This is a genomic window from Variovorax sp. PDC80, from assembly GCF_900115375.1.
Taxonomy (GTDB): Bacteria; Pseudomonadota; Gammaproteobacteria; order Burkholderiales; family Burkholderiaceae_C; genus Variovorax.
Window position 1 is genome coordinate 810,452 of sequence record NZ_FOWG01000001.1, and the last position, 13,568, is coordinate 824,019.

Here is a 13,568-nt window from a genome sequence, read left to right on the forward strand (position 1 = left end):
CGCTTCAGGGGCTGAGCACCGACAACCCGCAGGCCGCGAGGTAGAGCCCCAGGCCGAACACCGCATGCGTGACGAGGCTGTGCCAGCGCGCCACCCACGGGCGCGGCAGACGGCGCGCGGCGAGGCCCGCGCCCATGCCGGGCTGCATCAGCAGCCAGGGCGCCGCCACCGTGCCGATGCCCACCAGCAGCGCGAGGCCCGGCGTCGGCCGGCGCGCCCAGTCGAGGCCGCCGATTCCCAGCAGCACGAGCGCGAACGCGATGCCGGTCGCGTAGTGGAGCGCCCAGCCCAGCAGGCGCTCGCCGGGCACGGGCGCGGTGGCCGCGATCGGGCGATGGACGAGACGCCCGCGCGGCAGGTGCGCGACCCAGCGGCCGACCAGCGCGTAGTCGAGCGAAGGCAGGCCGAACACGCGCCGGCGCACGACGGCCCAGAGGTCCATCACGACCGTGGCGCCGATGCCGATCGGCACGGCGCGCGCCAGCAGTTCGGCGAGCTCAGCCATGGAACACCTCGTGCGGCGCGGTCGCCTCGGCGCTGGCGAGCCAGCAGGCCGCGGTGAAGCGCACTTCGTCGCCCTGCACGAAGGGTTCGAAGGCGGCACGCACCGTCTCGATGACGCGCTCGCGCGTCGCCGCATCGGCCTGCTCGAGCGCGAGGCCGACCGGCCCGAGGCGGCTCAGGTAGGGCACGAGCTCCTGCGCGGGCAGGCTGCACGCCAGATCGACGGGACGGATCGCGATCGCGCCCCAGCCGGCCTGCGCGAGGATGGCCTCGACCCGCTCGCGGTCCGCGAAGCCGAATTGTCCCGGCGCGCCGGGCCGCCGCGCGGGCAGTCGAGGCAACAGCGGCGCCGCGGCGCGTTCGGCCGTGGTCATGAATGGGTTCTCGGCGGCCGCGCGCCACGCGAGGAAGCGCAGCGCGGCACCGTCGCGCGCGCCGCGCCGCAGGTTCGCGAAGGCCGCGACCGGGTCGTCGAAGAACATCACGCCGAGGCGCGAGACGATGGTGTCGAACCCGGCCGGCGCGAAGGCATGGGTCTGGGCATCGGCGCACACGAAGCGCGCCTGCGAACCCGCGCGCTCGGCGCGTGCGCGGGCGGCCTCGATCATCGGCGCCGAGATGTCGATGCCGACGCATTCGACGGCATCGCCCGACGGCCTCGCGAGCGCGAGCGTGAGCGCGCCGGTGCCGCAGCCCACGTCGAGCACGCGGCCGAGGGGACGCCCGGCCACGGCCTCTGTCAGCAGCGTGCCGAGCGGTGCGAACAGCCGGTCGAGCAGCGGCTGCCGGTCGACCCAGGCGCGGCCCGCCGGGCCGTTCCACAGCCGCGCCTGTTCGTTCCCGGGCTCTTGCGTGTCGTGCATCTTTCTTTCCTTTCTGGCTTGCCTTCGGAAGGCGGAGAACGCACTATGCAAGTTCAAGTCGACTTGAGGTCAAGAGGATGGCACCACTGGATATCGCGCAGGTGGCGAGGCAATCGGGCGTGCCCGCTTCCACGCTGCGCTTCTACGACGAGAAGGGGCTGATCGCCTCGACGGGCCGGCAGGGGCTGCGCCGGCTGTTCGATCCCGGCGTGCTCGAGAAGCTCGCGCTGATCTCGTTGGGCCGCGCCGCCGGCTTCTCGCTCGACGAGATCGCGCGCATGTTCGCGCCCGACGGCCAGCCGCGCATCGACCGCCGCATGCTCGAGACCAAGGCCGACGAGCTCGACCGCACCATCCGCCAGCTCGCCGCGATGCGCGACGGCCTGCGGCATGCGGCCGTGTGCCGCGCGCCCAGCCACATGGAATGCCCGACCTTCCGGCGCATCCTGCGCGCCGCGGGCACGGGCGCCATCGCCGCGCCCGATCGCAAGGCGCCGCGCAAGTGCGCCGCTCAGTCGAGCAGCAAGGAGGCCTCGTCGCGCCAGTAGGCGACCGCCGCGAGCCAGCCTTCCCAGACGCAGCCGTTGCAGCCGCGCCCGCAGCAGGTGGTGGGTTCGGGCGGCGGCGCGCGCATCGCGAGGCCGCGCGCCGCCAGCAGCGGCGCGATGCGCGCGATCAGGGCCTGGGCACTTGCGAGGTCGGTCGGCGTGGCGAGAAGGGCCGGGTCGGCGAAAGGCGAATCGGACATGCGGTGCGGAGGCGGTCGAGGCGCGATTGTCGGTGCTTCAGCAGCCCTTCAGGCCGCGCGGGCGTTCGTCCGCAGAATCGCCGCGATGGTCCGCTCCGATGCCCTGCCCCGCCTGCCGCACGTCGACCTGCTGCGCGGCCTGCTGGTGGCCTTCGTGATCCTGCTGCATGCGAACCTGCGCCTGCCCTTCGGTCCGCCCGAGCTCGCGCAGGCGCTCGGGCCGCGCCTGCAGGGCATCCTGTTCAGGAGCGGCTACTACGCGGTGATCGCGTTCTTCGTGGTGTCGGGCTACCTGATCACGAGCGCCTCGCTGCGCCGCTGGGGCGCGCTGTCGCGCGTGCCGCCCGGCGCCTTCTACCGCCTGCGCGCGGCGCGCATCCTGCCGAGCCTCTTGCTGCTGCTCGCGGTACTGAGCGTGCTGCATCTCGCGGGCAGCGCCTGGTTCGCGCTCGACACGACCAAGGTCTCGCTGCCGCGCGCGCTGCTCGCGGCGCTGGGCCTGCACCTCAACTGGCTCGAGGCGCAGGTCGGCTACCTGCCCGGCCCCTGGGGCGTGCTGTGGTCGCTCTCGGTCGAGGAGGCCTTCTACCTGGGCTTTCCATGGCTGTGCCTGCTCGCGCGCGGCGAGCGCCGCTTCGCGCTGCTGATGCTGGAGCCGATCGCGCTCGGGCCGCTGGCGCGCAGCGTGTGGAGCGACAACGAGCTGTGGCAGGACCACTCGTACCTCTCGGGCATGGACGGCATCGCCTTCGGCTGCCTCGCGGCGCTGCTCGCGCACCGCGTGCCGCGCGCGCCCTCGGCCACGGTGCATCGGCTGCTGCTGGCCGCGGGGGCGCTGCTGGTGGCGGGCGTGTTCTGCTTCCGGCGCGAGGTGTTCCAGCTCGGCCTCACGCGCTTCGGCCTGCAGGTCACGCTGCTCGAACTGGGCCTCGCGCTGCTGCTGGTGGCGGCGCACTGGCAGCCCTGGCGCTGGTGCGCGGGCGCGGCCGCGGCGCCGCTGCGCTGGTTCGGGCGCCACAGCTACGAGGTCTATCTGAGCCACATGTTCGTGGTGATCCCCGGTGCCTGGCTGTTCCTGCAGGCGGGCCTGTCGGCGACGTGGATTCCGCTTGGGTACCTTGCGCTGCTGGCCGCGTCGGGGCTGTTGGGGCAAGTGGTGGCACGAGGCTTTTCCGAGCCCTGCAACCGCTGGCTGCGCCAGGCCTGATCAGGCGCCGAGGTTCAGCTCCAGCCGCATCCGCGCGCCGCCGGTGTCGTTGCTGCCGATGGTGAGCCGCCCGCGGTGCAGGTGCGCCACCTCGGCCACGAGGTGCAGCCCGAGCCCGGCGCCGCGCCCGCGCGGCACCAGCCGGTGGAAGGGCTCGACCACGCGCTCGCGTTCCGACTCGGGAATGCCGGGCCCCGAGTCGAGCACCTCGATGCAGAAGGGCTCGCACAGCCGCACCTGGATGTCGCAGCCCTGCCCGCCATGCTCGATCGCGTTCTGGATCAGGTTGGTCAGCGCGCGCTCGAGCGAAGGCGCATCGCCGCCGACCACGATCGCCAGCGGCGCATCGACCGACAGGGTGCAGCGGTTCATGATCGCGAGCGGCGCGAGGTCGGCCGCCGCGCGCTCGCACAGCGCCTTCAGGTCCACCTGCTGCGCCTGCACCACCACGCCGTCGAGCCGCTGCAGGTCGAGCAGTTGCTCGGCCAGCGTGGCCAGCCGCGCCGAGGCCTGCATCAGCTTGACCTTGAGCGGATCGTTGGGCAGCCCCTCGAGGCGGATCTGCAGGATGGTGATCGGCGTGCGCAGCTCGTGCGCCGCGTCGGCCAGGAAGCGCTCCTGCCGGTCGTAGCCCTCGTTGAGCCGGTCGAAGGCGCGGTTGACCGCATTGACCAGCGGCCGGATCTCGCCGGCCACGCCGTCGAGCGGCAGCCGCGTGGTGCGCTCGTGCACGTCGATGCTCTCGGCATGCGCGGCGGTGGCGATCAGCCCCTTGAGCCCGCGCTTCACCACGAAAGGCGTCGCGAGGATCACGCCGAGGCAGGTGACCAGCGCCATCGGCGCCACCAGGAACAGGAAGGCCACGCCGGTGCCGCGCAGCGTGCTCTTCATCGACAGCGGGCTGCCGGTCTGGACCATCATCGCGACCGGTCCGGCGCGCGTCTCGACGCGCTCGAAGCGCGCCTTCGGCTGGCCGTTGCTGGTGGCGAGGTCGATCCACACGCGGTCGATGCCGTCGAAACGTCCGGCCAGGCCGAGGTAGCGCTCGGGCACCTCGCCCTGCACGAGCTGGTGGCCCTGCGCATCGCGCACGATGAACCACAGGCCCGCGCCGGCGTTGCCGCGCAGCTGTTCGAACTCGGGCGTGGGCGCGAGCGCGAGTGCGCCGTCGCCCGCGCGCACGACCGCATCGCGGATCACGCGCACCGTCTCCTCGCCGGTTTCGTCGACCACCCGGCCCAGCACCCAGGCCAGGCCGATGAAGCCGCCCATCACCAGCAGCCCCACCACCACCTGCAGCAGGATCAGGCTCCAGATCAGCTGCCAGCGCAGCGACAGCAGCTTCATGCGGCGCCCGGCGCCGCGCACAGCAGGTAGCCCACGCCGCGGATGGCGTGGATCTCGACCTGGGCGCCGGCCTTGTCGAGCTTGGAGCGCAGGCGCGAGACATGGGTGTCGAGCGCGTTCGAATGGATGTCGCCCTCCTGCCCATAGACGCGGTCGTGCAGCGATTCGCGCAGCACGGTGCGCCCGCGCTGCTCGAGCAGGGCCTCGAGCACCAGCAGCTCGCGCCGCGTGAGCAGCAGGCTCTGCGCATCGACATGCGCCTGCCGCTGCAGGTGATCGAACTGCAGCCGCGCCAACGCGGTGACCGGGTTGGCGCGCAAGGCGGGACGGCGCGCGAGCGCGCGCACGCGCGCCATCAGCTCGTCCATCGAGAAGGGCTTGGCCAGGTAGTCGTCGGCGCCGCCGTCGAGGCTCAGCACGCGCTCGGAGATGTCGGCCATCGCGGTGAGCACCAGCACCGCGGCCGCGATCCCGTTGGCGCGCAGGAACTCGATCAGGCTCAGGCCATCGCCATCGGGCAGGCCGCGATCGAGCACGATCACCTCGTGCTGGCCCGCGAGCACCGCGTCCTGTGCCTCGCGCAGCGAACCCGCCACGTCGACCACCGCCTGGTTCTGGCGCAGTGCCGCCGCCAGCGCCTGCGCGAGTTCGGCTTCGTCTTCGACCAGCAGGATTCTCATATCGGGCCGGAATTCTAGAGGCCGGCCCCTGGTGCGCCCCGTAATGTTCACGCAATGCCGGCGCCTACCCTGGCCGGTTCATCCATCCAGGGAGCCCAGGTGACACCCCTCTCGTCCCGCCCCGTCAGGACCCCATGGCACGCGGCGCTGGCGCGGCGCATCGCCACGCTCTGGGTCACCAAGATGCTCGGCACCACGCTCGGCATCTCGGGCTTCTTCGTGCTGTATTTCTGGGTCATGCACCACCCGCTCGGCCTGCCGCTCACGATGCCGCTCACGGCCGTCGACCACTGGGTGCCGCTGAGCGACGACGCGCTGCCGCTCTATGCCTCGCTGTGGCTCTACGTGGGCCTCGCGCCGGCCCTGGCCAAGGACCGCGCCGAGCTGCTGCTGCATGCGCAGGCCGCGGCGCTGATGGCCGCCATCGGGCTCGCGGTGTTCTGGCTCTTTCCGACCGTGGTGCCGGTGTTCGCGGTCGACTGGACGCAGTACCCCTCGCTGCAGTTCCTCAAGAGCACCGACGCGGGCGGCAATGCCTTCCCCTCGCTGCACGTGTCCTTCGCGGTGTTCACGGCCGTGCTGATGACGCGCCAGCTGCGCAGCGTGGACGCGCCCGCCTGGGTGCTGGCGCTCAACTGGCTGTGGGCGGCGGGGATCGTCTATTCGACGCTGGCCACGCGCCAGCACGTGCTGCTCGACGTGCTCGGCGGCACGGCGCTGGCGGGGTTCATGAGCTGGATCACCGGCCCGGCACGGCGGCGGCTGATCCTGGTGGGCGCCTGAGGCGGCGCCCGGCCTTCATTACCAGAAGATCCAGAGCGCGAGGCCGCCGAAGATCGCCCACTTCACGAGGTAGTACACGCGCTTGTCCCAGGCCTTGAGGCGCTTGCCGATCACGCGGATCTGGTAGATGTACTTGAAGGCGCGGTTGATGCCGCCGGTCTTGTCGCCGGCATCGTTGGGCGAGCTGGCCGCGGCCAGCAGGTTCTTCGCGAACCAGCGGTTGACGGCGCTGGCCCAGCGGTACTTGAGCGGACGCTCGATGTCGCAGAACAGGATCACGCGGTCGTGGTCGGTGGTGTTCTCGGCATAGTGGATGTAGGTCTCGTCGAACACCACCGATTCGCCGTCGCGCCAGTGGTAGCGCTGGCCGTCGACGTCGATGTAGCAGCCCTCCACGCCCGGCGTCCACAGGCCCAGGTGGTAGCGCAGCGAACCCGCGAAGGGATCGCGGTGGCGCACCAGCCGGCTGCCGGGCGGCAGCTCGGCGAACATCGCGGCCTTGATGGTGCCGATGCCGCGCAGCAGCTCGGTCGTGCGCGGGCACAGCACCGCGGCCGAGGGATGGGCCTCGTCGTACCACTTGAGGTAGAAGCGCTTCCAGCCGCTCTTGAAGAAGGAGTTGAAGCCCACGTCGTTGAACTGGCTCGAGGCCTTGATGCTGCCGCCGTTGCGCATGGCGAGCGCCTCCTCGCGGATGACCTCCCAGTTCTCCTCGAGCACGCGCATCTCGGGGAATTCCTTGGGCGACAGGTAGGGCGTGCTCGGCACCTTCGAGAAAAGGTACATGAACACGTTGAGCGGCGCGAGGAAGGTCGAGTGGTCCGACAGCTGGCGGAAGAAACGATGGCGCACCTGGCCGCGGAAATGCACGTAGAGCGCACTGAGCGCGAAGATGGCGAGAATGACCCACTTCATGTGAGAGTGTCCTGTTCGGGGGGAGCGCTGGAGAGCACCCGCTAGTTTAATTCTTCACACTTCAACGAGCCTGACGCGGGTTTTGCCCCCCAAAACGGCTCCGCGCCTCAAGTGCGGCCCTCGAGCATCGGCTGCTCCTGCCCCTCGACCGCCAGCGGCAGCCGCACCACCGCCAGCAGCCCGCGGCCGCCGGCGCCGGTCTCCAGCGCCACGGTGCCGCCATGCTTGTCGACCACCGACTTGACGATCGCCAGCCCGAGCCCGCTGCCGCTCTGGGTCTGGCCCGGGCTGCGGAAGAAGCGGTCGAACACCCGCTCGCGCAGGCCGGGCGGGATGCCCGGCCCCTGGTCGGCCACGCGCAGCACCGCGTGGCCCTGCTCGCGCGCCACCTGCACCTTCACCACGGTGCGGCGGGGGCTGTACTTGATGGCGTTGTCCACCAGGTTGTCGACCATCGACACCAGGCTCTCGCGCTCGCCGAGCACCGGCACCTCGCCCGCGCAGGCCAGTTCGAGCTCGACGCCGCGCGCATGCGCCACGCCCTCGATCATCGCGAGCCGGTCCTGCACCAGCGCATCGAGCGACAGCGCCACCGGCAGCGCGGCATCGGACACGGCGTCGCTGCGCATGAGCTGCAGCAGCTGGCCCACCAGCCGGGTCGCGCGGTCGTTGCTGCGCAGCAGGTTGCCCATCAGCTCGCGCTGCCCGGAATCGATGCTCTGCGCCTTCAGCGCCTCCACGTTCACGCGCATCGCGGCCAGCGGCGTGCGCAGCTCGTGGGCCGCGTCGGCGATCAGGCTGCGCTCGCGCGTGGTGCTGTCGCGCACCCGCTGCAGCAGGGTGTTGATGCTCTGCACCAACGGCTGCAGCTCGCGATGCGGCGGCCGGTACGACAGCGGCGTGAGGTCGGCCGGCCCGCGCTCGGAGGTCTCGCGGCTCACGCGGCGCCAGGGCCGCAGCGCGAGCCGCACCGTGAGCCAGGCCGGCACCACCAGGAAGGGCAGGCTCACCAGCAGCGGCAGCAGGTAGTAGCCGCGGTAGGTGATGTTGACCACCAGCCGCCAGATGCCGGGCTCGGCGATCATCACGCGGGTGTCGAACTGCGGCGAATGCAGCGTGCGCGCGCGCCACTCGCGCCCGCCCACGTGCACCGTCTCGATCAGGTCGGGCACGCTGTTGACGATCTCGGGCACCGCATCGGTGGTGCGGTAGATCAGCTTGCCGCGCTGCCACACCTGCAGCATCGGCGAGGTGTCGGATTCGGCGTTGCCGTCGCTCGCGGTCTCGAGCAGCGCGAGGTCGAAGGCATGCAGGGTGTCGTACTGGCGCTTCGGGTCGTCGGCCAGGTTGATGGCGATCGCCGCCACGCTCTCGTAGATCTTGCTGAAGCGCAGCAGCTCCGGGTCCTTGTAGGAGTCGTAGAACAGCAGCCCGACGATCAGCGTCCACAGTGCCGCGACCACCGCCATCTGCGCCAGCACCAGCCTGCGCATCAGCGAGGGCTGGATCACCCGCCCGATGAAGCGCAGCGCGGTTCGGATCATGCGCGCGGGCTGCCGGCGCGCGCCAGCGACTGGGCGTCGACCACGTAGCCGATGCCGCGCACGGTGCGGATGTAGCCCTGGCCGATCTTGCGGCGCAGGTTCGAGATGTGGACCTCGAGCGAGTTGCTGCCGATGCCCGGGCCGCCCGGCAGCACCTGTTCCTCCATCACGCGGCGCGTGACCACGCGGCCGGTGCGCTTGAGCAGCAGCGCGAGCAGGTCGAACTCGCAGCGCGAGAGCTCCACCTGCTGGCCGTCGACCAGCACGCCGCGCGTGGGCTCGTGCAGCGCCAGGCCGCGCATGCGGATGGTCTCGTCGTCGAAGCCGTAGCTGCGGCGCGCGAGCGCGCGCACGCGCGACAGCAGCTCGGCCAGCGCGAAGGGCTTGACCAGGTAATCGTCGGCGCCGTCGTCGAGGCTGCGCAGCCGGTCGTTGAGCGCGTCGCGCGCGCTGAGCACGAGCACCGGCAGGATCTGGCGCTCGCGGCGCAGGCGCAGCAGCAATTCGATGCCGTCGCCGTCGGGCAGGCCGAGGTCGAGCAGCACCATGTCGAAGGCACCGCTGTCGAGGGTGCGGATGGCGTCGTCGAGACGGCGTACCCAGACCACGTCCATGCCCTGGTTGGCGAGCGCGATGCGCACGCCGTTGCCGAGTTCGAGGTCGTCCTCCACGAGCAAAAGATTCATGACAGTCTCCGTGCGGTGCGCCGCCCGGCACCTGGGGAGCGGGAAGTATCTGCCAAGCGGCGTTCGACGACTTCAGGATTCCTTCATGAAGGCCACAGGCTGGCTTCAGGTCGCGTGCCCACACTGCCCGCCATGCCCCGGTTCCATCCCCTCTTCTTCCCGCCGCGGCGCGCCTTCCTGCGCGCCGCGCTGGCCTGGCCCTCGGCCGTCTCGCTCTCGGGCCTCGGCGGCCTCGTCACCCTCGGCGGCTGCGGCGGCAGCAGCCACCCGGGCAGCCCGTCGATCGTTCCGCCCGCCGGCCCGACCGTGGTGTCGGTGACCGACCGCCGCGTGAAGGTGGCGCACGATGTCTCGCTGCACGTGCGCGACTGGCAATGCGACAACTGCCGCGGCCCGACCATCGTGCTGCTGCCCGGGCTGGGCGCCAATGCCTACGTCTTCGACGGCCTGGCCCATGCGCTCGCGCCGCGTGCGCGCGTGATCGCCGTGAGCCGGCGCGGCTACGGCCAGTCGGACAAGCCGCTGCCGGTGCGCACCGCCACCCAGCACTACGAGGTCGACACTCTGGTGGCCGACCTGCATGCGCTGCTCGACGGGCTCGGCCTCGACCGCGTGGTGCTCGCGGGCCATTCGATCGCGGGCAACGAGCTCACGCGCTTCGCGGGCCGGCATCCGCAACGCGTGCGCGGGCTGGTCTACATCGATGCCACCTTCGACCACACGCGCGACCCCGCCACCGGCGGCCTGCCCGTGCCCGAGAACCGGCTGTTCCGCGAGCCGGTGCCGCGCGAGGAGGACGGCGCCTCGATGGAGGCGGCGCTCGCCTACGCGCGGCGCACCGTGCGCCACTGGTCGGCGCCACTGGAGGCCAACCTGCGCGACCAGCTCGACCTGCAGCCCGACGGCAGCGTGCGCCTCAACACGCCCGCCGCGGTGGCCGCCGCGATGGAAACCGCGAGCCATTCCTTTTCGCCCGACTACGCGCCGGTGCGAGCGCCCGCTCTCGTCGTGACCGCGATGCCGGGCGACATCCGCGACATCTTCCCCGCGTTGCCCGAGACGCTGGACGCGGCCACGCTGAAGGACGCGGCGGCCTACCTGCGCGTGATCCGCTACGTGCGCGTCGACGACGCGGCCCGCCTCATGGCGGCACTGAAGACGCACCACCAGATCGTGTTCGAGGACGCCTGCCACGGCGATTTCTTCATCGAACGCGAGGCCGAGCTGGTGCGCGCCATCGAGGCGATGCGCTGGGCCTGAGGGCCGGCTGGCGATGTCAGGCCGGCGCGCGCAGCAGCTTGATCAGCGCGGCCAGCTCCTCGCCGCCGAGCCCCGCGGCATCGGCGCGCTGGAACAGGCCGGCCGCGAAGGCCGGGAACTCGCTGTTGATGCCGCTCTCGCGCGCCGTCTGCAGGATGCGCTGCGTGGCCTCGACCGAGATCCGCATCGGGCTCTGCGAGATCTTGAAGTCGCCCGACTGGATGACCGCGCCCTCGTGCTGCAGGAAGCCCGCGAAGGTCGGCATGATGCCCGCGACGATGCGCCCGAACTCGGCCACGTCGAAGCCCTCCGACTCGGCCACGCGCGCGCCGTGCAGGAAGCCCAGCATCGTGCCGTAGATGGTCGAGAGCGTCGCGAGGTCCATGGCCGCGGCATTGCTGATCTTCTCACCCAGGTAGACGATGCCGCCGCCGAGCACCGCGAGCAGCGGCGCGACGGCACGGAACACCGGCTCGTCGCCCGACATCAGGATCGGCGTGTCGCCCTGGCCCATCTGCTCGGGCGCGGCCTGGATCGCGCCCTCGAGAAAGGTGGCGCCGTGGCGCTGCGCCCAGGCCTGCGCATCGCGCGCATCCCGGGGGCTGCCGGTCGTGAGCTGCACCAGCAGGCGGCCGTCCATCGCGGCCGCCACGCCCTCGGCGCCGAGGATCGCATCGGCCGCGCGGTAGTCGTAGACGCACATCAGCACCACGTGGCTCGCGCGCACCGCGGCGGCGGCGCTGTCGGCCAGCACCGCGCCCTGGGCGACCAGCGGCGCGGCCTTGTCGGCGCTGCGGTTCCAGACCGTGACTTGGTGGCCCTGCGCGAGGTAGAGGCGCGCGATGGTGGCGCCCATCGAACCGAGGCCGATGACGGTGATCTTCTGCTTGCTGCTCATGGGGTGTTCCGGGTGTTCCAAAAAGGATTGACGATGGCTGCATGGTAGAAATTGCACCTCCCGATGGTCAAGTACCTACGATAAAGTGAGGTACTTACCAAAACGTCAGTATTGGAGAACGGCATGGCAGCGAAGAAGCCCTACGTCTGCGGCATCGGCCCCGCGTTCGAAGTCATCGGCGGCAAGTGGAAGGCGCTGATCCTCTGGGAGCTGCACCTGCAGCCGCGCCGCTTCGGCGAGCTGCGGCGCATGCTGCCGGGCATCAGCGAGAAGATGCTGATCCAGCAGCTGCGCGAGCTCGAGACCGACGGCATCGTCGCGCGCGAGGTGTTCCACGAAGTGCCGCCGCGCGTCGAGTATTCGGAGACCAAGCTGGGCGCCACGCTCAATGCGGCGCTCGGTCCGCTCGCCGATTGGGGCGACCGCTATGCCAAGCGCGTGGAGGCGGCGCGCAAGCAGTCGGAAGCGGCCAAGCGGGGCTGAGGGAGATCGCATGAGGACGACGCTGAAGGACCCGGCGCGCCGTGGCGCGCTGGCCACGATGATCGCGATGGCCCTGCCCTGGGGCAGCGCGCGCGCCGACGAAGGCTGCTCGGCCCGAGCCGCCTATGCCGGCCCGCCGCGGCGCTCCGCGCCCGATGCGGTCTGGCAGCGCGACTTCGGCCGCGCGATCGACGGCGAGCTGCCCGCCGACTTGCAGCAGAGCCTCGGCGATGCGCTCGACAGGATGCTGCAGCATGTGCCGGCCGCGAGCGTGGCGGTCGCGATTCCCGGCGAGGGCAGCTGGCGGGCGACACGCGGCCTGGCGCGCACCGAGCCGCGCGAAGCGGTGCGGCCCGACCAGGGCTTCCAGGTCGCGAGCACCGCCAAGACACTGACCGCCGCGATCGTGCTGCAGCTCGTGGAGGAACGCCGGCTCGCGCTCGGCGACAGCATCGAGCGCTGGTTCCCCGAGGCGCCCAACGCCGGGCTCGTCACCATCGAGCACCTGCTGCGCCACACCAGCGGCCTCGTGAGCTTCAACGCGCTGCCCGACTTCGGCACGAAGTACCGGCCGCCCGCGGAGGTCATCGCGCTGGGCCTCGCGCAGAAGCCGCAGTTCTGCCCCGGCACGAACTGGAGCTACAGCAACACCGGCTACGCGATGCTCGGCACCATCGTCGAGCGGCTCGAGAGCGCCTCCTTCGAGCAAGTGCTGGCGAAGCGGCTGACCGGCCCGCTCGCGCTCACGCACACCACGATGCGCCGCCCCGGCGTCGAACTGCCGGTGGTCAGCGGCCACGCGGCCGGCCGGCCGGTCGATGCGCCCGACCAGTACGCCACGCCCTATGCCGCGGGCGCGCTGGCCTCGACCGCGGGCGACCTCGTGCGCTTCTGGCATGCGCTGCTCGGCGGCCGGGTGCTGCCGCCGGCCACGGTGCGGCGCATGTTCGTCGACATGCCCGCGATGCTCGGCCCCTACAGCGGCGGCAATGCCTCGTACGGCATGGGCGTGCAGCTCTACGACGTGCCCGACGGGCCGGGCCTGATGCTGGGCCACAGCGGCGGCATCGAGGGCTTCACGAGCGTGGTCGCCTACGTGCCGGCCGACGACCTCTACATCGCCGTGTCCTTCAACGAGAAGAAGGTGCCGGCCGAGGCCGGCCTGTGGTCGCTGCTGCGCGCGGTGCGGGCCTGGCGCGTGCTGCGCTGACCGACCCGGGAGTCAAGCCGCCCAGTTCGTCTGGATCTCGGTCTTCACCTCGGTCATGAGCTTGTGCACCGGGCACTTGCCCGCCACGCGCAGCAGCTCGTCGCGCTGCGCGTCGCTGAGGTTGCCGCTCACGCGCAGCGTCGAGTCGAGCCGGTAGATGCCCTTGCGCTCCTCGCTGTCGTCGCGGTCGACCACCACCTCGATGTCCTCGACCGGAATGCCCTTGCGACGCGCGTAGATCAGCACGGTGAGCGCCTTGCAGGCGGCCAGCGAGGCGTCGTAGAGGTCGTGCGGCTCGGGGCCGTCGTCGTTGCCGCCGCCGGCCGGCGAGGCATCGACCGCGATCTCGTGGTTGCGGATCTTGAGGATGTGGCGCGTGCCGGTGGTGCCGTCGCGGCGGATCGAGATGCTCATGGCGGTGTCCTTGGGTGGGAAGGGAT

The 13,568-nt window shown here is 71.4% G+C and carries 16 protein-coding genes; 6 read left to right on the top strand and 10 right to left on the bottom strand.

Annotation, left to right across the window (positions count from 1 at the left end; all coding sequences use genetic code 11):
* Window positions 1–4: 4 nt before the first annotated feature.
* Window positions 5–505: a DUF2938 domain-containing protein gene (locus tag BM109_RS03590; protein ID WP_093340602.1), complete on the bottom strand. Its 501-nt coding sequence runs from the start codon at window positions 503–505 to the stop codon at window positions 5–7.
* Window positions 498–1,367: a class I SAM-dependent methyltransferase gene (locus BM109_RS03595; protein ID WP_093340603.1), complete on the bottom strand. Its 870-nt coding sequence runs from the start codon at window positions 1,365–1,367 to the stop codon at window positions 498–500. The genes BM109_RS03590 and BM109_RS03595 overlap by 8 nt, the downstream gene beginning before the upstream one ends.
* Before the next feature lie 77 nt (window positions 1,368–1,444).
* Here BM109_RS03595 and BM109_RS03600 point away from each other — a divergent pair, with 77 nt between their 5' ends.
* A complete protein-coding gene (locus tag BM109_RS03600; protein ID WP_093340605.1) occupies window positions 1,445–1,915 on the top strand; it encodes a helix-turn-helix domain-containing protein in 471 nt (156 codons plus the stop codon).
* Here BM109_RS03600 and BM109_RS03605 read toward each other — a convergent pair.
* Window positions 1,879–2,115 carry an oxidoreductase-like domain-containing protein gene (locus BM109_RS03605; protein ID WP_093340606.1) on the bottom strand — a complete coding sequence of 79 codons (237 nt, stop codon included), beginning with the start codon at window positions 2,113–2,115 and terminating at the stop codon, window positions 1,879–1,881. The genes BM109_RS03600 and BM109_RS03605 overlap by 37 nt on opposite strands.
* An 85-nt stretch (window positions 2,116–2,200) precedes the next feature.
* Here BM109_RS03605 and BM109_RS03610 point away from each other — a divergent pair, with 85 nt between their 5' ends.
* The gene (locus tag BM109_RS03610) at window positions 2,201–3,322 is read left to right on the top strand and encodes an acyltransferase family protein (protein ID WP_093340608.1); all 1,122 of its coding nucleotides are present in this window, start codon (window positions 2,201–2,203) and stop codon (window positions 3,320–3,322) included.
* Here the strand turns inward: BM109_RS03610 and BM109_RS03615 are convergent, their stop codons facing one another.
* Together BM109_RS03615 and BM109_RS03620 are read right to left on the bottom strand one after the other, a co-directional pair.
* Window positions 3,323–4,669: a sensor histidine kinase gene (locus tag BM109_RS03615; RefSeq protein WP_093341239.1), complete on the bottom strand. Its 1,347-nt coding sequence runs from the start codon at window positions 4,667–4,669 to the stop codon at window positions 3,323–3,325.
* Entirely contained in the window at window positions 4,666–5,349 is a 684-nt protein-coding gene (locus BM109_RS03620; RefSeq protein WP_093340609.1) for a response regulator, read from the bottom strand. The genes BM109_RS03615 and BM109_RS03620 overlap by 4 nt, the downstream gene beginning before the upstream one ends.
* A 99-nt stretch (window positions 5,350–5,448) precedes the next feature.
* Here BM109_RS03620 and BM109_RS03625 point away from each other — a divergent pair, with 99 nt between their 5' ends.
* Window positions 5,449–6,132, top strand: coding sequence for a phosphatase PAP2 family protein (locus tag BM109_RS03625; RefSeq protein ID WP_256222321.1), 684 nt, complete (start codon window positions 5,449–5,451; stop codon window positions 6,130–6,132).
* Window positions 6,133–6,150: 18 nt separating this feature from the next.
* Here BM109_RS03625 and lpxO read toward each other — a convergent pair whose 3' ends face one another.
* The 3 genes from lpxO to BM109_RS03640 all read right to left on the bottom strand — a co-directional run bounded on the left by lpxO (window position 6,151) and on the right by BM109_RS03640 (window position 9,277).
* On the bottom strand, window positions 6,151–7,047 hold the full coding sequence (lpxO, locus tag BM109_RS03630) for a lipid A hydroxylase LpxO (RefSeq protein ID WP_093340613.1): 897 nt from the start codon (window positions 7,045–7,047) through the stop codon (window positions 6,151–6,153).
* Between the two features lie 107 nt (window positions 7,048–7,154).
* Complete coding sequence (locus BM109_RS03635) at window positions 7,155–8,591, bottom strand: ATP-binding protein (protein WP_093340615.1); 1,437 nt, start codon at window positions 8,589–8,591, stop codon at window positions 7,155–7,157.
* Window positions 8,588–9,277 carry a response regulator gene (locus tag BM109_RS03640; RefSeq protein ID WP_057591573.1) on the bottom strand — a complete coding sequence of 230 codons (690 nt, stop codon included), beginning with the start codon at window positions 9,275–9,277 and terminating at the stop codon, window positions 8,588–8,590. The genes BM109_RS03635 and BM109_RS03640 overlap by 4 nt, the downstream gene beginning before the upstream one ends.
* A 132-nt stretch (window positions 9,278–9,409) precedes the next feature.
* Between BM109_RS03640 and BM109_RS03645 the strand changes: the two genes are divergently transcribed.
* A complete protein-coding gene (locus BM109_RS03645) occupies window positions 9,410–10,537 on the top strand; it encodes an alpha/beta fold hydrolase (protein ID WP_093340617.1) in 1,128 nt (375 codons plus the stop codon).
* 16 nt (window positions 10,538–10,553) lie between these two features.
* Here BM109_RS03645 and BM109_RS03650 read toward each other — a convergent pair whose 3' ends face one another.
* Window positions 10,554–11,435 (bottom strand): NAD(P)-dependent oxidoreductase, encoded by an 882-nt coding sequence (locus BM109_RS03650; RefSeq protein ID WP_093340619.1) that lies wholly within the window; start codon window positions 11,433–11,435, stop codon window positions 10,554–10,556.
* A 123-nt stretch (window positions 11,436–11,558) separates the two neighbouring features.
* On the opposite strand from BM109_RS03650, the gene BM109_RS03655 reads away from it, so the two are divergent.
* Window positions 11,559–11,918 (top strand): winged helix-turn-helix transcriptional regulator, encoded by a 360-nt coding sequence (locus BM109_RS03655; protein WP_093340620.1) that lies wholly within the window; start codon window positions 11,559–11,561, stop codon window positions 11,916–11,918.
* Window positions 11,919–11,928: 10 nt separating this feature from the next.
* The gene (locus tag BM109_RS03660; protein WP_177239235.1) at window positions 11,929–13,128 is read left to right on the top strand and encodes a serine hydrolase domain-containing protein; all 1,200 of its coding nucleotides are present in this window, start codon (window positions 11,929–11,931) and stop codon (window positions 13,126–13,128) included.
* A 12-nt stretch (window positions 13,129–13,140) separates the two neighbouring features.
* Here BM109_RS03660 and BM109_RS03665 read toward each other — a convergent pair whose 3' ends face one another.
* Window positions 13,141–13,542, bottom strand: coding sequence for an OsmC family protein (locus BM109_RS03665; RefSeq protein ID WP_093340624.1), 402 nt, complete (start codon window positions 13,540–13,542; stop codon window positions 13,141–13,143).
* Window positions 13,543–13,568: the final 26 nt, after the last annotated feature.